We start from the raw sequence: 25,076 nt of genomic DNA on the forward strand, positions 1-25,076 counted from the left end.
TGTGCTCGATCCCACAGGAAAACTGCGGCACCACTGCGATCCGGACATCCCCCCGCACAGCATGCCGTCCGTTCCGTGGGACGGAGTGACGGCCCCGGGCGCCTCCCGGCTACGCTGGCCTGGTGCGCCTTCCGCCGAAGACGCAAAGCCGACAGCCGTCGCATCCCAGGGAGTACATCCATGGCCTCGTCGCCGACCCCTTCCGCCGACAGCCGGAACCGAGCCGAAGCCCTCCGCGAGGCACTTGCCACCCGGGTGGTGGTGGCCGACGGTGCCATGGGCACGATGCTCCAGGCGCAGGACCCCACCCTCGAGGACTTCCAGGACCTCGAAGGCTGCAACGAGATCCTGAACGTCACGCGCCCCGACATCGTGCGCTCCGTGCACCAGGAGTACTTCGCCGTCGGCGTGGACTGCGTCGAGACGAACACCTTCGGCGCCAACCTGGCGGCCCTGGGCGAGTACGACATCGCCGAGCGGGTCTTCGAGCTCTCCGAGTCGGGCGCGCGCATCGCCCGCGAGGTCGCCGACGAGTTCACCGCCTCCACCGGACAGCAGCGCTGGGTGCTCGGCTCCATGGGCCCGGGCACGAAGCTGCCGACGCTGGGTCACGCCCCGTACACCAAGCTCCGCGACGCCTACCAGCAGAACGCCGAGGGCATGATCGCCGGCGGCGCCGACGCCCTCCTGGTCGAGACCACCCAGGACCTGCTGCAGACCAAGGCCTCCATCATCGGCGCCCGCCGCGCCCTGGAGGCCACCGGTGCCAATCTTCCGGTGATCTGCTCCGTCACCGTGGAGACGACCGGCACGATGCTGCTCGGCTCCGAGATCGGCGCGGCGCTCACCGCTCTGGAACCACTCGGCATCGACCTCATCGGCCTGAACTGCGCCACCGGCCCCGCCGAGATGAGCGAGCACCTGCGCTATCTCGCCCGCCACTCGGGCATCCCGCTCTCCTGCATGCCCAACGCCGGCCTCCCCGTGCTCGGCAAGGACGGTGCGCACTACCCGCTGTCCCCGGCCGAGCTGGCCGACGCCCAGGAGACCTTCGTACGCGAGTACGGCCTCTCGCTGGTCGGCGGCTGCTGCGGTACGACCCCGGAGCACCTGCGCCAGGTCGTCGAGCGGGTCCGCGGCGTCGCCGTCACTCCCCGCACCCCGCGCCCCGAGCCGGGCGCCGCGTCCCTGTACCAGACCGTCCCGTTCCGCCAGGACACCTCGTACCTCGCGATCGGCGAGCGTACGAACGCCAACGGGTCGAAGAAGTTCCGCGAGGCCATGCTGGAGGCCCGTTGGGACGACTGCGTGGAGATGGCCCGCGACCAGATCCGCGAGGGCGCCCACATGCTCGACCTCTGCGTCGACTACGTGGGCCGCGACGGTGTGGCGGACATGGAGGAGCTGGCCGGCCGCTTCGCCACCGCCTCCACCCTCCCGATCGTGCTCGACTCCACCGAACTGCCCGTCCTGCGGGCCGGTCTGGAGAAGCTCGGCGGCCGTGCCGTCCTCAACTCCGTCAACTACGAGGACGGCGACGGACCCGGGTCCCGCTTCGCCAAGGTCACCGCGCTGGCCGCCGAGCACGGTGCCGCGCTGATCGCCCTGACCATCGACGAGGAGGGTCAGGCCCGTACCGTCGAGCACAAGGTCGCCGTCGCCGAGCGGCTCATCGAGGACCTGACCGGCAACTGGGGCATCAAGGAGTCGGACATCCTCGTCGACACCCTGACCTTCACCATCTGCACCGGTCAGGAGGAGTCCCGGGGCGACGGCATCGCCACCATCGGGGCCATCCGCGAACTGAAGAAGCGCCACCCCGACGTCCAGACCACGCTGGGCCTGTCCAACATCTCCTTCGGCCTCAACCCGGCCGCCCGCGTCGTGCTGAACTCCGTCTTCCTCGACGAGTGCGTCAAGGCCGGACTCGACTCGGCGATCGTGCACGCCTCCAAGATCCTGCCGATCGCACGCCTCGAGGAGGAGCAGGTCGAGGTCGCGCTCGACCTCATCTACGACCGCCGCGCAGAGGGCTACGACCCCCTCCAGAAGCTCATGGAGCTCTTCGAGGGCGTCAACATGAAGTCCATGAAGGCGGGCAAGGCCGAGGAACTCCTCGCCCTGCCGCTCGACGAGCGCCTCCAGCGCCGCATCATCGACGGTGAGAAGAACGGCCTGGAGACCGACCTCGACGAGGCCCTGCAGACCCGCCCGGCCCTCGACATCGTCAACGACACGCTGCTCGAAGGCATGAAGGTCGTCGGCGAGCTCTTCGGCTCCGGCCAGATGCAGCTGCCGTTCGTGCTCCAGTCCGCCGAGGTCATGAAGACCGCGGTCGCCCATCTGGAACCGCACATGGAGAAGTCCGACGCCGAGGGCAAGGGCACCATCGTCCTGGCCACGGTCCGCGGCGACGTCCATGACATCGGCAAGAACCTCGTCGACATCATCCTGTCCAACAACGGCTACAACGTCGTGAACCTCGGCATCAAGCAGCCCGTCTCCGCGATCCTGGAGGCGGCCGAGGAGCACCGCGCCGACGTCATCGGCATGTCCGGTCTCCTGGTGAAGTCCACCGTGATCATGAAGGAGAACCTGGAGGAGCTGAACCAGCGCAAGCTGGCCGCCGACTTCCCCGTGATCCTCGGCGGCGCGGCCCTCACCCGGGCCTATGTCGAGCAGGACCTTCACGAGATCTACGAGGGCGAGGTCCGCTACGCCCGTGACGCGTTCGAGGGGCTGCGCCTGATGGACGCCCTCATCGCGGTCAAGCGCGGCGTCCCCGGCGCCACCCTCCCCGAACTCAAGCAGCGCCGCGTCCCCAAGCGGGACACGGCGGTCCTGGAGGTCGACGAGCCCGAGGAGGGCGTCCGCTCCGACGTCGCCGTCGACAACCCGGTCCCCGCACCGCCGTTCTGGGGCACCCGGGTCGTCAAGGGCATTCAGCTCAAGGAGTACGCGTCCTGGCTGGACGAGGGCGCCCTCTTCAAGGGCCAGTGGGGCCTCAAGCAGGCCCGCGCCGGTGACGGGCCGACGTACGAGGAGCTGGTCGAGACCGAGGGCCGCCCGCACCTGCGCGGCTGGCTCGACAAGCTCCACACCGAGAACCTGCTGGAAGCCGCCGTCGTCTACGGCTACTTCCCCTGCGTCTCCAAGGGCGACGACCTGATCCTGCTCCACGAGGACGGCTCCGAGCGCACACGCTTCACCTTCCCGCGCCAGCGCCGCGGCCGCCGCCTCTGCCTCGCGGACTTCTTCCGCCCCGAGGAGTCGGGCGAGACCGATGTGATCGGCCTCCAGGTCGTCACCGTCGGCTCGAAGATCGGCGGCGAGACCGCGAAGCTCTTCGAGGCCAACTCCTACCGCGACTACCTGGAGCTGCACGGCCTGTCCGTACAGCTGGCCGAGGCCCTCGCCGAGTACTGGCACGCCCGGGTCCGCTCCGAGCTCGGTTTCGGCGGCGAGGACCCCGCCGATGTCGAGGACATGTTCGCGCTGAAGTACCGTGGCGCGCGCTTCTCGCTCGGCTACGGCGCCTGCCCCGACCTGGAGGACCGGGCGAAGATCGCCGAGCTGCTCCAGCCCGAGCGGATCGGTGTGCATCTCTCGGAGGAGTTCCAGCTGCACCCGGAGCAGTCCACCGACGCGATCGTCATCCACCACCCGGAGGCGAAGTACTTCAACGCGCGGTAAGACGCCGTTCAGCGCACGGCAGCAGGACAAGTCGTACACTGGTCGGTCCAGTGCAGGCCGGTCGCCCTCCCCACGGGAAATGGCGGCCGGCCTTCTCGTCCCTTACGGAAGGTGTGCCGGATGACCAGCACGGTTCCCGCGTCCATGACCCGCACGGCCGAAGGCGCCGCTCTGCAGGCCGTCCTGCTCGACATGGACGGCACGCTCGTCGACACCGAGGGCTTCTGGTGGGACGCCGAGGTGGAGGTCTTCGCCGAGCTCGGCCATCAGCTCGACGAGGCCTGGCGGGACGTGGTGGTCGGCGGGCCGATGACCCGCAGCGCCGGCTACCTCATGGATGTCACCGGCGCGGACATCACCCTCGCCGAACTCACCGTGCTGCTCAACGACCGCTTCGAGAGGCGCATCGACCGCGGGGTGCCGCTGATGCCGGGCGCGGCACGGCTGCTGGCCGAGCTGGCCAGGCACGAGGTTCCCACCGCCCTGGTCTCCGCCTCGCACCGGCGGATCATCGACCGGGTGCTGGACTCGGTGGGCCACCACCACTTCTCCCTCACCGTCGCGGGCGACGAGGTCTCCCGTACCAAACCGCACCCGGAGCCCTATCTCACCGCCGCGTCCGGCTTCGGGGCGGTCCCCGAGCTCTGTGCGGTCATCGAGGACACCGCGACCGGCGTCGCGGCGGCGGAGGCCGCTGGCTGCCGGGTGGTCGCCGTACCGTCCGTCGCGCCGATCGCCCCTGCCTCCGGCAGGGTGGTCGTACGGTCGCTCGAAGAAGTCGATCTCGCATTTCTCCGGGGCCTGGTCACAGGAATGCGGTGATCCGCACACCGAGAGTGTTTCTGTGAATAAATCGAAAAACTCTCGGCGTCGGATGGTGCATTTTCTGTCGTACGTAAGTGTGTGCAAGCCGGGTGTGCGGCAAAGGAAAGAATGAGCCCCGGGCGTGAGCTTTATCACCCGAATGACCTCTGAAGGCTTCTCGAGATCCACCGAGGTGTCCGTTTTGGTGTGTCGAAGTGTCCCGATTGGTGAGGTCCTGTACGGAACCTTCCCGGCCGAGGAAAACGGCTCGCCGCTAATTCTCATCACCGTCTGATTACGCATCGGGACATCTCCGGTCCGGCATTGCCGACGGCGCCTACTAATGTCGCTTTCTCAGTGCACGGATGAGGGAGAGCGTCCAAGATGAACCGCAAGACTCTGGTGCTGCCGGCCGTCGTCGGCCTGCTCGCACCCGTACTCGCCGCCTGCGGCGCGTCGGGCGACGGGGGCGATGGCAGGGCCGCCATCGTTGTCGGCACCACGGACAAGTTCGTCGCCTCCAAGGACAACCCTGCGCCGCTCGACCCCGCCATCGGCTATGAAGCCGGCGTATGGAATGTGCTCCGGCAGACCGTGCAGACCCTGGTGCATGTGCCGCGCGGCGGCGGCGAGCCGGTGCCCGAAGCCGCGGAGAGCTGCACCTTCACGGACACGCAGAACGAGAGCTACCGCTGCAAGCTGCGCAGCGGTCTGAAGTTCGCCGACGGCAAGGCCATGACCGCCGACGACGTGAAGTACTCCATCGACCGCGTCATCCGCATCGATGCCGCCAACGGGCCCGTCGCCCTGCTCGACAACATCGACACGGTCGAGACACTGGGCGAGCGGGAGGTCATCTTCCACCTGCGCGCGCCGGACGCCACGTTTCCGTACAAGCTCGCCACCCCGGTCGCCGGGATCGTGCCGCGGAGCAAGTACGCGGCGAAGTCCGCGCGCACCGGATTCCAGGTGGACGGCTCCGGCCCGTACACCATGAAGCCGGAAGTCGAGCACAACCAGGTCGTCAAGGTGCTCTTCACCAGGAACCCTCATTACAAGGGGGATCTGAAGGTACGGAACGAGAAGGTCGAGCTGGACGTCTTCCCCGACCCGACGGCCATGGGCAAGGCCCTCGACAACGCGAAGATCGACATGATGACCCGCACCATGTCGCCCGAGCAGGCCCAGCAGATGCTCGAAAAGCCCACGGACGGCATCAAACTCACCGAGATGCCAGGCCTCGCCATCCATTTCCTGGGCTTCAACACCAACGACCCGGCCGTGAAGAACAAGGCCGTCCGCCAGGCCATGGCCCAGATCATCGACCGCGGTGAAATCGCGAGCAAGGTGTACGGCACCACGGCCGAGCCGCTGTACTCGCTGATCCCGTCCGGCATCACCGCGCACGCCAACTCGTTCTACAACAAGTACAGCGAACCCAGCACCACGAAGGCTGCGGCGACCCTGAACGCCGCAGGCGTCGACACCCCGGTGAAGCTCACGCTCCACTACCCGACAGACCGTGTCGGCGCCGGCACGGCCGCCGAGTTCGCAACCCTGAAGAAGCAGTTCAACGACACCGGACTGTTCGACGTCACCGTCCAGGGAAGTCCCTGGGCGAAGTACCGCCCGGCACAGCTGCGCGGCGACTACGCCGTCTACGGCATGGGCTGGTTCCCCGACTTCCCGGACCCCGACAACTTCATGGCGCCGTTCCTCGACAAGAACAACTTCCTCAACTCGCCCTACAAGTCGACCCTGGCCCAGAAGACGCTCATTCCGCAGTCCCGCCGCGAGACCGACCGCAGCGCCTCGGCCAAGACCTTCCAGCAGCTCCAGGACATCGTCGCCAACGACGTCCCGGTACTGCCGATCTGGCAGGGCAAGCAGTACGTCGCCTCCCGTGAGGATCTCACCGGTGTCGAGTGGGCGGTCAACTCCTCCGCAGATCTTCAGCTCTGGGAGCTGGGCGACGGACGCGTCTGAGCACGAACGGCGCCCCCGGCCGCACCTGGCCGGAAGGCGCCGCTCCTGCCACTCCGCTCACTGGGCGCCGGGGCGCACCAGACCGCTCTCGTACGCGTAGACGGCCGCCTGCACCCGGTCGCGCAGACCGAGCTTGGTCAGCACATGGCCGACATGCGTCTTGACCGTGGTCTCACTGACGAACAGATCCGCGGCGATCTCCGCATTCGACAGACCGCGCGCCACCAGCTTCAGCACCTCGACCTCACGGTCCGTCAGTGTGTGCAGGGTGTCGGGCACCGGCTCCTCGCCGGACGGCAGATGGTCCGCATACTTGTCGAGCAGCCTGCGGGTGATGCTCGGAGCGAGCATCGCCTCGCCCGCGGCGACCACGCGGATGGCCTGCACCAGCTCATTGGCCGGAGCGTCCTTCAACAGGAAGCCGCTGGCACCGGCGCGCAGCGCCTCCACCACATACTCGTCGAGATCGAACGTGGTCAGCACCAGCACCTTCGCCGGACCGTCCCGGCCGGGACCGGTGATCTGGCGCGTCGCCTCGACACCGTCCATCCGTGGCATACGGATGTCCATCAGCACCACATCGGGCTGCAGCGCCCGCACCTGGTCGAGAGCCTGGAGACCGTCACCGGCCTCGCCCACCACCGCGAGATCCCCCTCCGCCTCCAGAATCATCCGGAAGCCGGTGCGCAGCAGCGGTTGGTCATCGACCAGTAGGACGCGGATAGCCACAGGGTCTCCTTAAGGTCCTTCGAGGGCCACAGGCCGGCCGGCCTCAGCACGGACCGGATCCATTCTGCCCTGGACATCCTGCTCCGACTCCGCCGGGCGTACTGACAACGGATAGACCGGGGGAGTGCCACCGAATTCGGGGCAGACCGACTGGTGGTCGCACCAGCCGCAGAGCTTCGTCGGCCGGGGCCGCCACTCGCCCGTCTCCGTCGCCAGCCGGATCGCGTCCCAGAGCGCCAGCAGCTTCCGCTCGACGCGCTCCAGATCCGCCACCACCGGGTCGTACGTCACGATGTCGCCGCTGCCGAGATAGACGAGCTGGAGCCGGCGGGGCACCAGGCCCTTCAGCCGCCAGATCACCAGGGCGTAGAACTTCATCTGGAAGAGCGCGCCCTCCGCGTACTCCGGGCGCGGTGCCTTCCCCGTCTTGTAGTCGACGATCCGGACCTCGCCCGTCGGCGCCACATCGATACGGTCGATCACCCCGCGCAGCCGCAGCCCCGACTCCAGCTCCGTCTCGACGAACAGCTCCCGCTCGGCGGGCTCCAGGCGCGTCGGATCCTCCAGTGAGAACCACCGCTCCACCAGGCTCTCCGCCTCCGAGAGCCAACGTGCCAGCCGCTCGCCCCCGGCATCCTCCGCGAACAGCTCCGACAGCTCCGGCTTCGACTCGAGCAGCCGGTCCCACTGGCCGGGGATCAGCGCCGTGGCCCGGCCGGCCGTGCGCTCCACCGCCGGGTTGTCGAAAAGCCGCTCGAGCACCGCATGCACCAGCGTGCCCCGGGTTGCCGCTTCGCTGGGCTTCTGGGGCAGTTTGTCGATGACCCGAAAGCGGTACAGCAGAGGACACTGCATGAAATCGCTCGCCCGCGACGGCGACAGGGACGAAGGCGGCTGAGGCGGCCGCGGCAGTGAGGTCATGTCGAAGACCCTACGACCCGCCACTGACAGCCGGCGGCATACCATCGACCACACACCCTCGAACACTGCATGATCGTGCCGTACGGCACCGACCGAAGGGACCTCGTGGACGAGAGCGGCGACAGCGGGCGGCCGCAGCCCGGTGCAGGGGGAACGGGCCCCGGCGCCGGCCCCGAGAAGGGCGAACCGCGGCGCGCCGAAGAGCCCGGCGGCGGCCTGCTGATGGGCCGTCCCTTCGGCGTGCCCGTGTACGTCGCGCCCAGCTGGTTCCTCGTGGCCGCACTGATCACCTGGGTCTTCGGAGGTCAGCTCGAACGGGTACTGCCCGAGCTCGGCGCGGCCCGCTATCTGGTCTCCCTCTTCTTCGCGATTGCCTTCTACGCGTCCGTGCTCGTCCACGAACTCGCCCACACGGTCGTCGCGCTGCGCTACAAGCTGCCGGTGCGCCGCATCCAGCTCCAGTTCTTCGGCGGCGTCTCCGAGATCGAGAAGGAGTCCGAGACCCCCGGCCGCGAATTCGTTCTCGCCTTCGTCGGCCCCCTGCTCTCCCTGGTGCTCGCCGGGCTCTTCTACGTAGGGATGACGTTCGTCGCGCCCGGCACCGTGCCCGGTGTCCTCCTCGCCGGACTGATGATCTCCAACCTCCTGGTGGCCGCCTTCAACCTCCTCCCCGGTCTCCCGCTCGACGGCGGGCGCATGCTCCGTGCCGTCGTCTGGAAGATCACCGGGCGGCCGATGAGCGGCACCGTCGCCGCCGCCTGGGTCGGCCGCGCGCTCGCCGTCGTCACCCTCATCGGCCTCCCGCTGCTCACCCACACAGGCGCCTTCGGGAACAACCCCCGAGACCTCAGCGGCTTGGACACCGTCACCGACGCGCTGCTCGCCGCCATCCTCGCCGCCATCATCTGGACCGGTGCGGGAAACAGCCTGCGCATGGCCCGCCTGCGCGAACACCTCCCCGAACTGCGCGCCCGCACCCTCACCCGGCGCGCCGTTCCGGTGGAGGCCGCCACCCCGCTCTCCGAGGCCCTGCGCCGCGCCAACGAGGCGGGCGCCCGCGCCCTCGTCGTCGTCGACGGACACGGCGAACCCCAGGGCGTCGTCCGCGAGACGGCCATCGTCTCCGTCCCCGAACACCGCCGCCCCTGGGTCGCCGTCAGCAGCCTTGCCCAGGACCTCACCGATGGCATGAAGATCTCGGCCGAGCTGGCCGGCGAAGCACTCCTGGACAGGCTCAAGGCCAACCCCGCCACCGAATACCTCGTCCTCGAGGAGACCGGCGAGATCTACGGCGTGCTGTCCACCACCGACGTCGAACGGGCATTCGTCGCCGCTCTGGCGAGGCCCGCCGCCTGACCGCCCGGGCTCGCGGTCGGCGCGCCGGGAATCACCGGTACGCTGGTCACATGTCTGAACCGACCGGTGCCGCCCGCCGACGCGGGCCCTTCAAGGTCGGGGACCAGGTCCAGCTCACCGATCCCAAGGGACGCCACTACACCTTCACGCTCGAAGCCGGAAAGAATTTCCACACCCACAAGGGTTCTTTCCCGCACGACGAGCTGATCGGTGCCCCCGAGGGCAGTGTTGTCCGAACCACGGGAAACGTCGCCTACCTCGCGCTGCGCCCCCTGCTCCCCGACTACGTCCTGTCCATGCCCCGCGGCGCCGCCGTGGTCTACCCCAAGGACGCGGGGCAGATCCTGGCCTTCGCCGACATCTTCCCCGGCGCCCGCGTCGTGGAAGCGGGCGTCGGCTCCGGCTCGCTCTCCACCTTCCTGCTGCGCGCCATCGGCGACCAGGGCATGCTGCACTCCTACGAGCGCCGCGAGGACTTCGCCGAGATCGCCCAGCAGAACGTGGAACGCTACTTCGGCGAACCGCACCCCGCCTGGCAGCTCACCGTCGGCGATCTCCAGGACAACCTCTCGGACACCGATGTCGACCGTGTCATCCTCGACATGCTCGCCCCCTGGGAGTGCCTGGAGGCCGTCTCCAAGGCGCTCGTGCCCGGTGGCATCCTCTGCGCGTACGTCGCGACCACCACCCAGCTCGCGCGGACCGTCGAGTCCATCCGTGAGATCGGCTGCTTCGCCGAACCGCAGCCCTGGGAATCGATGATCCGCAACTGGCACGTCGAGGGCCTGGCCGTCCGCCCGGACCACCGCATGATCGGCCACACCGGCTTCCTCGTCACCGCCCGCCGTCTGGCCGACGGTGTGGAGGCCCCGCTGCGCCGCCGCCGCCCCGCCAAGGGCGCCTACGGCGAGGACTACGACGGTCCCGGCAGCCAGAGCGGCTCCTCCCGCGGCTGAGCCGCACAACGTACCGGCGCCGCCGCCGAGTTCCCGGACCGACCCGGGAACTCGGCGGCGGCGCCTTTTCGTTGCCGCTACGGAAGCGCATCCGTGTCGACCCCACCGTTCCCCTGCTCTGTGAGGTGTGGCACGATGCTGGCCACCCCCACGCCACCGCGGACGTCCCACCGGCGGCACCGCCCACCCAGGCATCCTCGAACCACAGGAACCACAGGAGACATCCCGCGTGCAGCCCTCCGAGCTCCCGGACCTCGCGCACACCGACACCACGCCGCTGCACTGGCTGGCCACCGCGACAGCCATGGCCGCTGTCGTCGCAGCCGCAGGCATGCTCCAGCCGGATCCCACGGCCTCCGCCTCGACCCCCCACCGCACCACCGCGCAGCACGGCACCGCATCCGTCGCCGCACCCGATCCGGAGCGGGCAACGTTCCCCCTGGAATGCGGCGGGCTGGAGAACACCGTCGCCAAACAGGCACCCGGCGACCTCGACGGCGACGGCCGCCCCGAGACCGTCGCCGTGGTCCACTGCGCGGCCGGATCCGGCACCCCGCCCAGCGGCGTCTACGTCCTCACACAAGGAAGCGGGCCCACACCCCGGGTCGTGGCGACCCTGGTGGACCCCGCCCAGGAGATGAGCGTCGGCGATTTCGCGGTGCGTGACGGCATCATCTCCGCCACCCTGCTCGGCTACTCCTCGGCCGCGGTAGCGCGCTGCTGTCCCGACCAGCAGGAAGAGGTCACCTGGCAGTGGCAGGGCGGCGCATTCGTCCGCGCCACCGGGGCCGCCCCGAGCAGCGCCTGAGCGGTCACTGCGCGTGATCGCCCGGCCGGAACCGCCGGATCAGGCGGCCTCGGGGCCGTACATCTCGACTCTGTCCGAAACGCGACGTACATGGATGCAGTCGCCCGGGCACTCCTTGGCCGAATCGACCACATCCTGAAGGAGTGGCAGCGGTACGGGCGTCGTCGCGCCCTTGTCCTGCAGCAGCTCGTCGTCGCCGCTCTTCACATACGCCAGACCGTCGATGTCCAGCTCGAACACCTCGGGTGCGTACTGCACGCAGATGCCGTCTCCCGTGCAGAGGTCCTGGTCGATCCAGACCTCCAGGTCCTGCGTGTCGCTGCCGGTGGGAGCGTCCTGCTGCACGGTCATTTCTCCTGCCGTTTCCTGCGTATCCGAACCAAAAGTAGCCAGCCCTGACGGGTGTTGAACGGTTCGACGATACAACCGGCCGCTTTCCGATGTTGAAGGGTGGGTATTCCCCTGACACGAGGGGGAACGCAAGGGTGAAGATCGGACACGCCTCGCAGTCTTTGTGATCTAGGGGTTTCAATCATCACCCACCCAGGTAGGGTCAGGAAGCGTCCAGCTCCCCTTGGAGGAGGTGAGGACCGTGGCAGCCCACGACGACGACATCAACCGCGGCATCCGGCCCGGGCGGGGGTCCGAAGACCCAGCCGGCCAGGTCGCCTATCTCGAGCAGGAAATCGCCGTCCTGCGACGTAAGCTCGCCGACTCTCCGCGCCATACGAGGATTCTCGAAGAGCGGATCGTCGAGTTGCAGACCAACCTGGCAGGCGTGTCCGCGCAGAATGAGCGGCTCGCCAACACACTCCGCGAGGCCCGCGACCAGATCGTGGCCCTCAAGGAAGAAGTCGACCGGCTCGCACAGCCGCCGGCCGGTTTCGGTGTGTTCTTGCAGGGCAATGAGGACGGCACCTGCGACATCTTCACCGGGGGCCGAAAGCTCCGGGTGAATGTCAGCCCCAGTGTTGAGCTCGACGACCTCCGGCGCGGCCAGGAAGTCATGCTCAATGAAGCGCTCAACGTGGTCGACGCCATGGAATTCGAGCGGGCCGGGGACATCGTCACACTCAAGGAAATCCTCGAGGACGGCGAACGGGCCCTGGTCATCGGGCACACCGACGAGGAGCGGGTGGTACGGCTCGCCGAGCCGCTGCTGGACATCACCATCCGCCCCGGCGACGCCCTGCTGCTCGAACCCAGGTCCGGCTACGTCTACGAAGTGGTGCCCAAGAGCGAGGTCGAAGAACTCGTCCTCGAAGAAGTACCGGACATCGACTACGACAAGATCGGCGGCCTGGGCGACCAGATCGAGCTGATCCGGGACGCGGTCGAGCTCCCCTACCTCCACCCCGACCTCTTCAAGGAACACGAACTGCGGCCACCGAAGGGCATCCTGCTCTACGGTCCGCCCGGCTGCGGCAAGACACTCATTGCCAAGGCAGTGGCCAACTCCCTTGCCAAGAAGGTCGCCGAAGTCTCCGGCCAGCCCGCGGGCAAGAGCTACTTCCTCAACATCAAGGGCCCGGAACTCCTCAACAAGTACGTCGGCGAGACCGAGCGGCACATCCGCCTGGTCTTCCAGCGCGCCCGTGAGAAGGCGAGCGAGGGCACCCCCGTCATCGTCTTCTTCGACGAGATGGAGTCCCTTTTCCGCACCCGGGGATCCGGCGTCAGCTCGGACGTGGAGAACACCATCGTCCCTCAGCTGCTCGCCGAGATCGACGGCGTCGAGGGCCTGGAGAACGTCATCGTCATCGGCGCCTCCAACCGCGAGGACATGATCGACCCCGCGATCCTGCGACCCGGCCGACTCGATGTGAAGATCAAGATCGAGCGCCCCGACGCAGAGGCTGCGAAGGACATCTTCGCCAAGTACCTCACACCTTCGCTGCCCCTGCACTCGGACGACCTCGCGGAGCACACCGGCTCCAAGGAAGCCGCTGCGCACGCCATGATCCAGTCGGTCGTCGAGCGGATGTACACCGAGTCCGAGGAGAACCGCTTCCTCGAGGTCACGTACGCCAACGGCGACAAGGAAGTCCTCTACTTCAAGGACTTCAATTCCGGTGCGATGATCCAGAACATCGTCGACCGGGCCAAGAAGATGGCCATCAAGGCCTTCCTCGACCAGGGCCAGAAGGGCCTTCGCGTCTCCCATCTCCTCCAGGCGTGCGTGGACGAGTTCAAGGAGAACGAGGACCTGCCGAACACCACGAACCCGGACGACTGGGCCAGGATCTCCGGCAAGAAGGGCGAGCGGATCGTCTTCATCCGTACGCTGGTCACCGGAAAGCAGGGCGCAGACACCGGTCGGTCCATCGACACGGTGGCGAATACCGGGCAGTACCTGTAGAACGCAGACCGGCTGCGGATGCCCGGCCGGGCATCCGCAGCCGGTTGCTTTCCGGACAGCTCACGCGACACCGCAGCAATGACGTAATTGATCTCCCCACCAGCACAGAGTCGCTCTAGGCTCTTGCGTACCGCCCGGTCGCGCAGTGCGGGGACGGGCACCGCACACGCACCGGACAAGCAGCGGTACTTGAGCGCCGCCCCCTCAAGGGAGCGCCGCCGGGCAAGGAGGGCCGCATGACCGTACGGCGAGTAATGGGCATCGAGACGGAGTACGGGATCTCCGTCCCCGGCCACCCCAACGCCAATGCCATGCTCACCTCGTCCCAGATCGTCAACGCCTACGCAGCGGCGATGCACCGGGCGCGCCGCGCCCGCTGGGACTTCGAGGAGGAGAACCCGCTGCGGGACGCGCGAGGTTTCGACCTCGCCCGCGAGACCGCGGACTCCAGCCAGCTCACCGACGAGGACATCGGCCTGGCCAATGTCATCCTCACCAACGGGGCCCGCCTCTACGTCGACCATGCGCACCCCGAATACAGCTCCCCGGAAGTCACCAATCCGCGGGACGCGGTCCTCTGGGACAAGGCCGGCGAACGCATCATGGCCGAAGCGGCCGAACGCGCGGCCCAGCTTCCCGGCGCCCAGCCGATCCACCTCTACAAGAACAACACCGACAACAAGGGCGCCTCGTACGGCACGCACGAGAACTACCTGATGAAGCGGGAAACCCCGTTCTCCGACATCGTGCGCCATCTGACCCCGTTCTTCGTCTCCCGCCAGGTGGTCACCGGAGCGGGACGCGTGGGAATCGGCCAGGACGGCCACGAGCACGGCTTCCAGATCAGTCAGCGCGCCGATTATTTCGAGGTCGAGGTCGGGCTGGAGACCACCCTTAAGCGCCCCATCATCAACACCCGCGACGAACCCCACTCCGATGCCGAGAAGTACCGCCGGCTCCATGTGATCATCGGCGACGCGAACCTCTCGGAGATCTCCACCTATCTCAAGCTCGGCACCACCGCCCTGGTCCTCTCCATGATCGAGGACGGCTTCATCAACGTCGATCTCGCGGTCGACCAGCCGGTGCGCACCCTGCACCACGTCTCCCACGACCCGACACTGAAGCATCTGATCACGCTGCGTAGCGGCCGTACACTCACCGCGGTGCAGCTCCAGATGGAGTACTTCGAGCTGGGCCGCAAGTACGTCGAGGAACGGTACGGGGTGGACGCCGATGAGCAGACCAAGGACGTCCTGATCCGCTGGGAGGACACTCTCAACCGGCTGGAGAACGATCCGATGAGCCTGTCCGGTGAGCTCGACTGGATCGCCAAGCGGGAGCTCATGGAGGGCTACCGCCGCCGGGACAGCCTGGACTGGGACGCGGCGCGCCTGCACCTGGTGGATCTGCAGTACGCCGATGTGAGGGCCGACAAGGGCCTGTACAACCGTCTGGCGGCCCGCGGGAAGATGAAGCGCCTGCTGGGCGAGGACGCGGTCGAGAAGGCCCGTACGAAGCCTCCGGAGGACACCAGGGCCTATTTCCGCGGCCGCTGCCTGGAACAGTACGCGGACGACGTGGCCGCGGCCTCCTGGGACTCGGTCATCTTCGACCTGCCGGGTCATGACTCACTGCAACGGGTACCCACGCTGGAACCGCTCCGCGGCACCCGTAATCACGTCAAGGAGCTCCTGGACCGCTGCCGCACGGCGGAAGAGCTGGTCCAGGTGCTGTCGGGCGGCTGAAAGGGCCGCGATCGGGGAAACATCGGGATGACCCCCGGACGTTGAGACAACTACCGGGCCAATGTCGGACCCCGTAGGTAGGGTCTGATCAAGTGCTTCGAACCGAGCGGGGTGAGCTAAATGGCGACCAAGGACACCGGCGGCGGACAGCAGAAGGCGACGCGCTCCACCGAGGAGGTCGAGGAGCAGGCGCAGGACGCGCAGGCGTCCGAGGACCTCAAGGAGCGCCAGGAGAAGCTGAGCGACGATGTCGACTCGGTTCTGGACGAGATCGATGACGTACTCGAGGAGAACGCAGAGGACTTCGTGCGTTCCTTCGTTCAAAAGGGTGGACAGTAGTTCACAAATGTGAACGCGGGGGAGTGGAGAGGTACGCGCGGTACGGGCCGGGTCGGCCCGTACCGCGCGGCCACAAGCGGCACCGCAGGCCGTGCAGCTGCCCCCGCAGTTCATGTGGATCACCGCCGCGGGACGGGTAGGGTCCGTGGCGTAAACGCATCAACTGCAATTCGGCCATCGGTACGTTGGGAGACGATCCTGACACCTTGCGCAGGGCCGTCGCATACCTGGAGGGAAACGCGTGGAAGCCAACACTCGTAGCACCGGGCGTCTACCAGCTGCCTTCCTGACGCCGGGATCCTCTTCGTTCATGGATTTCCTGTCCGACCATTCTCCCGAGATGCTCCCGGGCAACCGGAACCTGCCGCCGCTGCAGGGGGCCATCGAGGCGCCGCACGGGACGACCATCGTCGCAGCGACGTTCCCCGGCGGTGTCGTCCTGGCCGGCGACCGGCGGGCGACCATGGGCAACATGATCGCGCAGCGCGACATCGAGAAGGTCTTCCCGGCCGACGAGTATTCGGCGGTGGGCATCGCCGGCACGGCCGGACTGGCCGTGGAGATGGTCAAGCTCTTCCAGTTGGAGCTGGAGCACTTCGAGAAGGTCGAGGGCGCCCAGCTCTCCCTGGAGGGCAAGGCGAACCGGCTCTCCACGATGATCCGCAGCAATCTGGCGATGGCCATGCAGGGCCTTGCCGTCGTGCCGCTCTTCGCCGGCTTCGACGTCGACCGCGGGAAGGGCCGGATCTTCTCGTACGACGTCACCGGCGGCCGCTCCGAGGAACACGGATACGCTGCCACCGGATCCGGGTCGATCTTCGCCCGTGGCTCGATGAAGAAGCTCTACCGCGAGGATCTGACGGAGCAGCAGGCCCTCACCCTGGTCGTGCAGGCGCTGTACGACGCCGCGGACGACGACTCGGCGACCGGCGGTCCTGATGTGGCCCGGCGGATCTACCCGATTGTCACCGTCATCACCGACGAGGGCTTCCGGAAGCTGGCCGAGGCGGAATCGTCCGAGATCGCCCGCTCGATTCTGGAACGCCGGATGGAACAGCCCGACGGCCCGCGCGCCGCGCTGCTCTGATCGCCGTTCCGCTGCTTCTTCGATGCTCTCGTCACTGACAGAAAGGGACGGATAACCGGTGTCGACGCCGTTCTATGTCTCACCTCAGCAGGCCATGGCCGACCGGGCGGAATACGCCCGGAAGGGCATCGCCCGTGGTCGCAGCCTTGTTGTGCTGCAGTACGCCGACGGCATTGTGTTCGTCGGCGAGAACCCGTCCCGTGCGCTGCACAAGTTCAGCGAGATCTATGACCGGATCGGTTTCGCCGCCGCCGGCAAGTACAACGAGTACGAGAATCTCCGCATCGGCGGTGTGCGCTATGCCGATCTGCGTGGATACACCTACGACCGTGACGACGTGACAGCCCGTGGGCTGGCCAATGTCTATGCGCAGACGCTGGGCACCATCTTCTCCAGTGCGGCGGAGAAGCCGTACGAGGTGGAGCTGGTGGTCGCCGAGGTCGGCGCCGAGCCGGAGGGCGACCAGATCTACCGGCTGCCGCACGACGGCTCGATCGTCGACGAGCACGGATCGGTCGCGGTCGGCGGGAATGCCGAGCAGATCAGCACCTTCCTGGACCAGCGGCACCGCGACGGCATGACGCTCGCCGAGGCGCTCAAGCTGGCGGTGCAGGCGCTGTCCCGCGATCCCAACGGCAGCGAGCGGGAGATCCCCGCGGAGCGGCTGGAAGTGGCTGTCCTGGACCGTACGAGGCCGCAGCAGCGGAAGTTCAAGCGGATCGTCGGCCGGCAGCTGGCGCGGTTGCTGGAGGCGGACGGCGGCTCCGCACCGACGGATGCCCCCTCCGACATCGAGGACGGCGAGGGGACCGAGTCCCCCACGAGCACGACGGATGTCACCAAGTCCACCGATTCCGGTGGGGACGTGGAGTCCTCCGAGGAGTAGTCCACCGCTGTGCCGGTGCCCCGGTCCGCCCTTCCCGGCGGGCCGGGGCACCGTCATGAGCGCTGACCGTCCGCGGGCGGGGGCGCCGAGGAGCCCCGTGCGACCAGGTGCACGGGCAGGCTGCCGGGCTCGGCCGGGCGGCCGTCCAGGACCGCCAGCAGGGCGGCCATGCCGCGTTCACCGACCTGCTCGGCGGGCAGCTGCACGGTGGTGAGCTCCGGTTCGACGGCGGTGGCCAGGGCCAGATCGTCGAAACCGGTGACGGAGAGGTCGTCGGGGACGCGGAGCCCCAGCCTGCGGGCAGCCTTGCAGGCGCCCGCGGCGAGGATGTCGTCGTCGCAGACGATGGCGGTGGGCCGGGGGCCGAAGGCGCCGAGTGCGTGCTCCGCCCCTTCGCGGCCTGCCTGTACGTCGAGCGTCGCCGTGACGGTCCGTATGGAGGTGCCGGGCACCGCTGCCAGGGCGTCGTGGAGCGCCCGGGCACGGACCGCGAAGGTCCAGGTGTCGACCGCCGACGCGAGATGGACGAAGCGGCGGTGGCCGAGCGCGAGCAGATGCTCCGCGACCTGCCGCATGCCGTCGGCGATGTCGAGGTTGACCCGGGCCGCGACGCCGGTATCCGCCGGATCGCTGTCGAGCATGATCAGCGGCAGGCCGGCGCCGCGCAGCACGTCGAGTGCGCCGGCGGCCATGGAGGAGGCGATCACCCCGTCGAGGGAGGCGCGCGCCGAGGCGAAGGGATCCCTGGCAGGCCCCGTGCCCTCGGGGGACGGGTAGAGGACCACCCCGAAGCCGTGTTCGGCGGCGACCGCGGCGGCGCCGGTGTAGACGCGCGCGAAGAATTCGCTGGTGAGCGCGGGGACGACCAGCAACGCGGTCCTGGTGCGGCCCAGGCGGAGGCTGCGGGCGGCGAGGTTGGGCTGGTAGCCGAGTTCGTGCGCGGCCTGCCGTACACGCCCGGCGGTGGCCTCGGAGACCCTGCCTCGCCATTTGTCGCCCAGCACGAGGGAGACGGTGGCCTGCGAGACGCCTGCGGCCCGCGCGACATCGCGGCTGGTGGGCCGGGCCGGGGCGGGCTGTGACTGTGGTGCGCCGGTCACTCGGGCCTCCGGGCCGGTCGGGGAGCAGGCGCCGTGAGGTGGACCTGCGGACTGGGCACATGGTACGTATGAAGCTCGAAGTTATACGTAAAACCTCAGGGTGCCGGAGAGTGCCCGAGGGAGAGGGGCGGGACATGGCCGCGGGATTTCTGGACATCCTCCGGGCGCGGCACGCCGCCCGGCTGCTGGCAGGAACCCTGGTGGGGCGGCTCCCGAGCGGCACCGCCCATATCGCGATCGTGCTGTTCACCCGGGCCGAGGGCGGCAGCTACACCCTCGCCGGTGCGCTCGCGGCCGTGTACGGGCTGTCCACCGCGGTCGGACAGCCGCTGCTGGGCCGCGCCGTGGACCTGTACGGCCAGCCGCGAGTCCAGCTCCCGGCCTCCGTGGTGTCGGCGCTGGGCATGGCCCTGCTGGCGCTGGTGGGCCTGGGGTCACTGCCGCTGGCCTACGGGGCGGTGATGGTGGCCGGTGTGTTCACCCCGCCACTGGAAGGCGGTCTGCGGGCCCTGTGGCCGAGCGTCCTGGGCGGCGAGGACCGGGTGCACCGGGCGTACGCGATGGACGCCGTCGCCCAGGAGGTCATGTTCACCGTGGGACCGCTGCTGGTGACGATGCTCGTCTCCCTCTGGTCGCCCGCCGCCGCCCTGCTCGTCATCAACGCGATAGGGGTCCTGGGGGCGCTCTCCGTCGTCCTCTGCGAGCCCTCCCGTGCCTGGCGTTCCGCGCCCCGTGAGGCGCACTGGCTGGGCGCGCTGCGCTCGCCGGGACTGCTGGCGCTGCTCGGCTCGTTCTTCTTCGTGGGGCTCGCGCTCGGTTCGATCACGGTGGCCGGGGTGGCGTACGCCGACGACCACGGCCGGGAGTCGGTGTACGGCTGGCTGATGGCCGCGCTCGGGCTGGGTGCGCTGGTCGGCGGTGCGGTGTACGGGGCGCGGCAGTGGGCCGGGGCTCCGGAGCGCCGGCTGTGCGTCATCGTCGCGCTGCTGGCGCTGGGCTATCTGCCGCTGATGCTGACCCCCGGGGTGGTCGCCATGACCGCTCTGGCGGCAGTGGCCGGAGTCTTTCTGGCGCCCGCGATCGCGTGCTCGTTCATCGTGGTCGACCGGCATGCTCCGCAGGGCACGGTGACCGAGGCGTTCTCCTGGCTGGTGACGACGTTCGGAGTGGGCGCGGCGGCGGGAACGGCCGTGGCAGGTCCGGCCGTCGAGCTGGGCGGCACGACGTGGAGCTTCGCCGTCGCGGGGGCCGGCGGGGTGGCGGCGCTGCTGGTCCTGCTGGCCACGGGAAAGGTCCTCGCAGTTCCCGGGCGTACGGCCGTTGCTGTACAAGGATCGGAAAATGATCGAAACGGTGCTGTCGAACCCGGTTTCAGCTCAGGCCATCAGGCGTAATGTTCAGTCATGGACCGCCGCATTTTCGGGCTGGAGAACGAGTACGGCGTCACGTGCACGTTCAGGGGACAGCGCCGACTGTCTCCTGATGAAGTGGCGCGCTACCTCTTCCGCCGTGTTGTGTCATGGGGCCGCAGCAGCAATGTCTTTCTGCGGAACGGCGCCCGCCTCTACCTCGACGTGGGATCGCATCCGGAATATGCAACCCCCGAATGCGACAACCTGACCGAGCTGGTCACCCACGACAAGGCCGGCGAGCGCATTCTCGAAGGCCTGCTCGTCGACGCCGAACGCCGCCTGCACGAGGAGGGAATCGCGGGCGACGTCTATCTCTTCAAGAACAACACCGACTCGGCGGGAAACTCCTACGGCTGTCACGAGAACTATCTCGTGGCGCGGCACGGAGAATTCTCCCGGCTCGCGGACATCCTCATTCCCTTCCTCGTCACGAGGCAACTGATCTGCGGTGCGGGCAAGGTGCTGCAGACACCGCGGGGCGCCGTCTACTGCGTCAGCCAGCGTGCCGAGCACATCTGGGAGGGCGTCAGCTCCGCCACGACGCGCTCCCGCCCGATCATCAACACGCGTGACGAGCCGCATGCGGACGCGGAGCGGTACCGCCGCCTCCACGTCATCGTCGGTGACTCCAACATGTCCGAGACGACCATGCTGCTCAAGGTGGGCGCGACCGATCTGGTGCTCCGTATGATCGAGGCGGGCACCGTGATGCGGGATCTGACGCTGGAGAACCCGATCCGGGCGATCCGCGAGGTCAGCCACGACACCACGGGGCAGCGCAAGGTGCGCCTGGCCAGTGGCCGCGAGGCGTCCGCCATCGAGGTGCAGCGCGAGTACTACGAGAAGGCCGTCGACTTCGTCGACCGCCGTGGCATCCGCACCGGAACCGTCGCCCAGGTCCTGGAGCTGTGGGGCCGTACGCTCGACGCGATCGAGGCCGAGGACCTCGACCGGATCGAGACCGAGATCGACTGGGTGATGAAGTACAAGCTCATCGAGCGGTACCGGGCCAAGCACAACATGACCATGTCGCATCCGCGGGTTGCCCAGATAGACCTCGCGTACCACGACATCCACCGCCGCCGCGGCCTGTACTACCTGCTGGAGCGCAAGGGACAGGCCGCCCGTGTCTGCAACGACCTGAAGATCTTCGAGGGCAAGTCCGTGCCCCCGCAGACGACCAGGGCGCGGCTGCGAGGTGACTTCATCCGCAGGGCCCAGGAGCAGCGGCGGGACTTCACCGTCGACTGGGTCCATCTCAAGCTCAACGACCAGGCGCAGCGCACGGTGTTGTGCAAGGACCCGTTCCGTTCGGTGGACGACCGAGTGGAGAAGCTGATCGCGGGTATGTGAGCCGGCAACAGGACAACCTCGGCTCCCGACGCAACGCGGGCCCCGTACGTTCCTCGTACGGGGCCCTGCGTACGCCCTAGAGTGTCGAGGACTAAACCAACTGTGCCGTCTGAGATCTGAGGAACAAGTGCGCCGACTTGCCGGCCTTCTCGTCGTCCCCCTGTTGCTGCTGACAGCGGCCTGCGGTGACGAAAAGGGCTCCGCTTCCGATTCCGTTTCCGCTTCCGCCGCGTCCAAGGACGGGTTCCCCGCGATCACAGCGGGCGCGAAGTTCGGCGAGAAGCCCACCCTGTCCAAGGGCACGGGGAACCCGCCCAAGGAGCTGAAGACCAGGGTCATCAGCCAGGGTGACGGCGCCACGCTCAAGAACGGCGATGCGATCCAGGTCAACTATCTCGGGCAGGCCTGGGACTCCGACAAGCCGTTCGACAACAGCTTCGACCGCAAGCAGCCGTTCGATCTGACCCTCGGCGCCGGCATGGTGATCCAGGGCTGGGACAAGGGCCTCGTCGGCCAGAAGGTCGGCAGCCGGGTCGAACTGGTCATTCCGCCGGACCTCGGTTACGGAGCGCAGGGCCAGGGCGACATCAAGCCGAACGCCACGCTCGTCTTCGTCGTCGACATCGTGAAGTCGACGCAGATCCCGACGTCCGCCAAGGGCACCGCGGTCGCCCAGGACAATATCGACCTGCCCAAGGTCGGCACCAACACCGACGGCAAGGCCCCCAAGGTCACCATCCCCACCAAGACCGACCCGCCGACGAAGCTCGTCTCCAATTACATCCTGGAGTCCAAGGGCGACGTCGTGAAGGACACCGACAGCGTCATCGTGAACTACGTCGGTCTGCTGTGGAAGGACGGCAAGACGTTCGACAGCACCTACACGGCGGGCAAGACGCAGACCTTCCCACTGGCCCAGGTCACCCTGAAGGGGCTCAAGAACGGTCTGGTCGGCAAGAAGATCGGCAGCCGTGTGCTCCTCGTCATCCCGCCGGACCAGGGGTTCGGTGACAAGGCGCAGCAGACCATCCCCGCGAAGTCCACGCTGGTGTTCGCCGTGGACATCCTGGCAAAGATGTAAGACTGTCCCGGTTGCCCAGTTCATCATTAAGAGGAGCAAGTCAGTGAGCATCGAGAAGCCCGAGATCGACTTCCCGGGTGGCGAGCCGCCGGCCGACCTGGAGATCAAGGACATCTGGGAAGGTGACGGCGCGGTGGCCAAGGCGGGCGACACCGTCTCCGTCCACTACGTGGGCGTGGCCTTCTCCAGCGGCGAGGAGTTCGACGCCTCCTGGAACCGCGGCACTCCGCTGCAGTTCCAGCTCGGTGTCGGTCAGGTCATCTCCGGCTGGGACCAGGGCGTGCAGGGCATGAAGGTCGGCGGCCGTCGCCAGCTGACCATTCCCGCGCACCTCGCGTACGGCGACCGCGGCGCCGGTGGCGGCCGCATCGCACCCGGCGAGGCACTGATCTTCGTCTGCGACCTGGTCGCTGTCTGATCCGCATCCGTGCGATACGAGGGCCCGTGCCGCAAGGCACGGGCCCTCGCTTTTGTCCGGACAGCGCGTAGCGGTACGGTCGACGGTCGTAGAGCAAAACAGAAAGGGCGTCGATGGCGATTGCCAAGGCCGAGCGGCTGATGAACCTGGCCCTGTGTCTGCTGGGGACCCGGCGCCCGCTGAGCAAGCGCGAGCTGCGCGGCTCCATCGAGGCCTATCTGGAAGCGGGTTCCGACGACGCCTTCAACCGGATGTTCGAGCGCGACAAGGACGATCTGCGCGAGCTCGGTCTGGTCATCGAGACCGTGGAGAACCTGGACGGCGACACGGGATATCTCGCCCGCCGCGACAGCAACCGGCTGCCCCCGATCACGCTGGACGCCGAGGAGGCCGCCGCACTCGGACTGGCCGCCAAGGTCTGGCAGCAGGCGCGGCTGGCCGGTGCCGCCAGCGGAGCGCTGCAGAAGCTGCGGGCCGCGGGCATGCCGGAGGCCGAGGACGCATACGAGGTGCACAGCGCCCTCGAACCCCGTATCCCCGTTCATGAGGCCGCGTTCGAGCCGTTGATGCTGGCCTGCCGGGACCGCCGCCCGGTGACCTTCGACTACCGCAAGGCCAACGCCGCCCGGCCCGAGCAGCGCCAGGTCGAGCCGTGGACGCTGGAGTGCTGGCGTGGCCACTGGTATCTGGCCGGCTGGGACCGGGACCGCGGTGCCGAGCGGGTGTTCCGGCTCTCCCGGATCACCGGCCGGGTCCGCTCCCGGGCCGGGGCCTTCACTGCCGAGGTGCCCGACGTCGTGACCGTCCGCGAGACCGTCGAGAGCTGGGCGGGGGAGACAGCGACCCGGACCGCGCGGATCAGGCTGCGGGCCGGTGCCGGATACCCGCTGCGCTCGCGCGCCATATCGGTCCGGGAACTCGGGGACGGGTGGGACGAGTTGGAGATTCCGTACGGGCACGGCCTGGACGCCTGGCTCGTCGAGTTCGGTCCGGACGTCGTCGTACAGGAACCCGCCGATCTGCGGGCCGATGTGGTGGACCGGCTGCGCGCCGTGGCCAAGGACTGAGGGGGACCGTATACATGGCCACGAACGCGATCGACCAGACCCGCCGGATGCTCTCCCTGGTGACATATCTGCGTGAGCGCCCCGGCGCCCACGTCCAGGACGTCGCCCGCGCCTTCGGGATCACCGAGGACGAGCTGATCTCCGACCTCGACGTGCTGCCCATGTGCGGTACGAGCTTCCGCGGCGGGGATCTGCTGGACATCGACACCGACGGCGACCGGATCTGGTGGCACAACCCGGACGATGTCGCGGAACCGCTGCGGCTCGCGGCCGACGAGGCGACGGCGCTCCTGGTCGCCGCCCGCGCCGTGGCCACGCTGCCGGGGCTGCGCGAGAGCGACCGGCAGGCGCTGCTGCGGGCCACCGCGAAGCTGGAGACCGCGGCCGGTGAGGTGGGGGCCGCGAGCTCGAGGCTTTCGGTCACCTTCGAGTCCGAGGGCGGTGTCTTCGCCGATGTCGACCGGGCGATCTCCGAGCGGCGGCGGCTCTGGCTGCGCTACTACTCGCCCGCGCGCGATGAACTCACCGAGCGCGAGGTGGACCCGATCCGGCTGTTCGCCGTGGGGCATACGTACATGGAGGCCTGGTGCAGGTCCTCCGAGGACCGGCGGACGTTCCGGCTCGACCGGGTCGCCGAGATCCGGCTGCTCGACGAGCCGGCCGCGCCGCCCGAGCTCGAACTGCGGGATCTGTCCGAAGGGCTCGTCCAGCCGGCGGCCGAGGATCCGGAGGTCGTGGTCGAGGTGGGCCCCGGCGGCCGATGGGTCGCCGAGTACTACCCGCACGACAGCGCACAGGAGCTGCCGGACGGCGGGCTGCGGATCACCCTGCGCACTCCTGATCCGGCCTCTCTGCGCAGGCTCGCGCTGAGACTGGGCCGGGAAGGCCGCATCGTCTCCCCGCCGGAACTGGCGCAGAGCGCACAGCAGGCGGCCCGTGCGGCGCTCGCTGCCTATGACGGACCGGCCTGAGC

Annotated in this window: 21 protein-coding genes and 1 pseudogene; 18 read left to right on the plus strand and 4 right to left on the minus strand. The window is 68.4% G+C overall.

The features are described from left to right. Nucleotides 1-180 precede the first annotated feature (180 nt). From metH to ACFVYE_RS05915, 3 genes are all read left to right on the plus strand, one after another. Entirely contained in the window at nt 181-3,693 is a 3,513-nt protein-coding gene (gene metH, locus ACFVYE_RS05905; protein ID WP_389604277.1) for a methionine synthase, read from the plus strand. 120 nt (nt 3,694-3,813) lie between these two features. After that, complete coding sequence (locus ACFVYE_RS05910) at nt 3,814-4,515, plus strand: HAD family hydrolase (protein WP_383975375.1); 702 nt, start codon at nt 3,814-3,816, stop codon at nt 4,513-4,515. 366 nt (nt 4,516-4,881) lie between these two features. Then, nucleotides 4,882-6,483, plus strand: coding sequence for an ABC transporter substrate-binding protein (locus ACFVYE_RS05915; protein ID WP_383975373.1), 1,602 nt, complete (start codon nt 4,882-4,884; stop codon nt 6,481-6,483). A 57-nt stretch (nt 6,484-6,540) separates the two neighbouring features. On the opposite strand, the gene ACFVYE_RS05920 is transcribed toward ACFVYE_RS05915, so the two are convergent. Beyond that, nucleotides 6,541-7,212: a response regulator transcription factor gene (locus tag ACFVYE_RS05920; protein ID WP_093541287.1), complete on the minus strand. Its 672-nt coding sequence runs from the start codon at nt 7,210-7,212 to the stop codon at nt 6,541-6,543. Between the two features lie 9 nt (nt 7,213-7,221). Then, a complete protein-coding gene (locus tag ACFVYE_RS05925; protein ID WP_383975395.1) occupies nt 7,222-8,067 on the minus strand; it encodes a RecB family exonuclease in 846 nt (281 codons plus the stop codon). Between the two features lie 171 nt (nt 8,068-8,238). On the opposite strand from ACFVYE_RS05925, the gene ACFVYE_RS05930 reads away from it, so the two are divergent. The 3 genes from ACFVYE_RS05930 to ACFVYE_RS05940 all read left to right on the plus strand — a co-directional run bounded on the left by ACFVYE_RS05930 (nt 8,239) and on the right by ACFVYE_RS05940 (nt 11,253). Then, complete coding sequence (locus ACFVYE_RS05930; protein ID WP_383975392.1) at nt 8,239-9,489, plus strand: site-2 protease family protein; 1,251 nt, start codon at nt 8,239-8,241, stop codon at nt 9,487-9,489. Nucleotides 9,490-9,539: 50 nt separating this feature from the next. Next, nucleotides 9,540-10,445 (plus strand): tRNA (adenine-N1)-methyltransferase, encoded by a 906-nt coding sequence (locus ACFVYE_RS05935; RefSeq protein ID WP_093541283.1) that lies wholly within the window; start codon nt 9,540-9,542, stop codon nt 10,443-10,445. A 229-nt stretch (nt 10,446-10,674) separates the two neighbouring features. Further along, nucleotides 10,675-11,253 (plus strand): hypothetical protein, encoded by a 579-nt coding sequence (locus tag ACFVYE_RS05940; protein WP_383978987.1) that lies wholly within the window; start codon nt 10,675-10,677, stop codon nt 11,251-11,253. Nucleotides 11,254-11,292: 39 nt separating this feature from the next. On the opposite strand, the gene ACFVYE_RS05945 is transcribed toward ACFVYE_RS05940, so the two are convergent. Then, entirely contained in the window at nt 11,293-11,604 is a 312-nt protein-coding gene (locus tag ACFVYE_RS05945; RefSeq protein ID WP_383978984.1) for a ferredoxin, read from the minus strand. A 241-nt stretch (nt 11,605-11,845) separates the two neighbouring features. Here ACFVYE_RS05945 and arc point away from each other — a divergent pair, with 241 nt between their 5' ends. From arc to prcA, 6 genes and pseudogenes are all read left to right on the plus strand, one after another. Further along, nucleotides 11,846-13,612: a proteasome ATPase gene (gene arc, locus ACFVYE_RS05950; protein ID WP_383978981.1), complete on the plus strand. Its 1,767-nt coding sequence runs from the start codon at nt 11,846-11,848 to the stop codon at nt 13,610-13,612. 236 nt (nt 13,613-13,848) lie between these two features. Then, entirely contained in the window at nt 13,849-15,360 is a 1,512-nt protein-coding gene (gene dop, locus ACFVYE_RS05955) for a depupylase/deamidase Dop (RefSeq protein WP_383978978.1), read from the plus strand. A 120-nt stretch (nt 15,361-15,480) separates the two neighbouring features. Beyond that, nucleotides 15,481-15,699: a ubiquitin-like protein Pup gene (locus tag ACFVYE_RS05960; protein WP_016325855.1), complete on the plus strand. Its 219-nt coding sequence runs from the start codon at nt 15,481-15,483 to the stop codon at nt 15,697-15,699. Between the two features lie 99 nt (nt 15,700-15,798). Further along, nucleotides 15,799-15,989, plus strand: a pseudogene (locus ACFVYE_RS05965) (endonuclease domain-containing protein); the annotation flags it as partial. Further along, nucleotides 15,941-16,786: a proteasome subunit beta gene (gene prcB, locus ACFVYE_RS05970; protein ID WP_383979763.1), complete on the plus strand. Its 846-nt coding sequence runs from the start codon at nt 15,941-15,943 to the stop codon at nt 16,784-16,786. The pseudogene ACFVYE_RS05965 and the gene prcB, both read left to right, overlap by 49 nt. Before the next feature lie 58 nt (nt 16,787-16,844). Next, nucleotides 16,845-17,672 (plus strand): proteasome subunit alpha, encoded by an 828-nt coding sequence (gene prcA, locus ACFVYE_RS05975; RefSeq protein WP_389604282.1) that lies wholly within the window; start codon nt 16,845-16,847, stop codon nt 17,670-17,672. Nucleotides 17,673-17,725: 53 nt separating this feature from the next. Here prcA and ACFVYE_RS05980 read toward each other — a convergent pair whose 3' ends face one another. Next, a complete protein-coding gene (locus ACFVYE_RS05980; RefSeq protein WP_383963741.1) occupies nt 17,726-18,772 on the minus strand; it encodes a LacI family DNA-binding transcriptional regulator in 1,047 nt (348 codons plus the stop codon). Nucleotides 18,773-18,906: 134 nt separating this feature from the next. On the opposite strand from ACFVYE_RS05980, the gene ACFVYE_RS05985 reads away from it, so the two are divergent. The 6 genes from ACFVYE_RS05985 to ACFVYE_RS06010 all read left to right on the plus strand — a co-directional run bounded on the left by ACFVYE_RS05985 (nt 18,907) and on the right by ACFVYE_RS06010 (nt 25,074). Further along, nucleotides 18,907-20,166, plus strand: a complete 1,260-nt coding sequence (locus ACFVYE_RS05985) for an MFS transporter (protein ID WP_389604285.1) — start codon at nt 18,907-18,909, stop codon at nt 20,164-20,166. Between the two features lie 9 nt (nt 20,167-20,175). Then, nucleotides 20,176-21,537 carry a Pup--protein ligase gene (gene pafA, locus ACFVYE_RS05990; protein WP_093541264.1) on the plus strand — a complete coding sequence of 454 codons (1,362 nt, stop codon included), beginning with the start codon at nt 20,176-20,178 and terminating at the stop codon, nt 21,535-21,537. Between the two features lie 127 nt (nt 21,538-21,664). Further along, nucleotides 21,665-22,618 carry an FKBP-type peptidyl-prolyl cis-trans isomerase gene (locus ACFVYE_RS05995; protein WP_383963747.1) on the plus strand — a complete coding sequence of 318 codons (954 nt, stop codon included), beginning with the start codon at nt 21,665-21,667 and terminating at the stop codon, nt 22,616-22,618. Between the two features lie 43 nt (nt 22,619-22,661). Further along, nucleotides 22,662-23,036, plus strand: a complete 375-nt coding sequence (locus ACFVYE_RS06000) for an FKBP-type peptidyl-prolyl cis-trans isomerase (protein WP_383963750.1) — start codon at nt 22,662-22,664, stop codon at nt 23,034-23,036. Between the two features lie 113 nt (nt 23,037-23,149). After that, the gene (locus tag ACFVYE_RS06005; RefSeq protein WP_383963753.1) at nt 23,150-24,103 is read left to right on the plus strand and encodes a helix-turn-helix transcriptional regulator; all 954 of its coding nucleotides are present in this window, start codon (nt 23,150-23,152) and stop codon (nt 24,101-24,103) included. Between the two features lie 14 nt (nt 24,104-24,117). Then, nucleotides 24,118-25,074 carry a WYL domain-containing protein gene (locus tag ACFVYE_RS06010; RefSeq protein WP_351262375.1) on the plus strand — a complete coding sequence of 319 codons (957 nt, stop codon included), beginning with the start codon at nt 24,118-24,120 and terminating at the stop codon, nt 25,072-25,074. The last annotated feature ends 2 nt before the right edge of the window (nt 25,075-25,076 follow it).

Origin of the sequence: Streptomyces sp. NPDC058239 (assembly GCF_042882185.1) — a bacterium.
Lineage (GTDB): Bacteria > Actinomycetota > Actinomycetes > Streptomycetales > Streptomycetaceae > Streptomyces.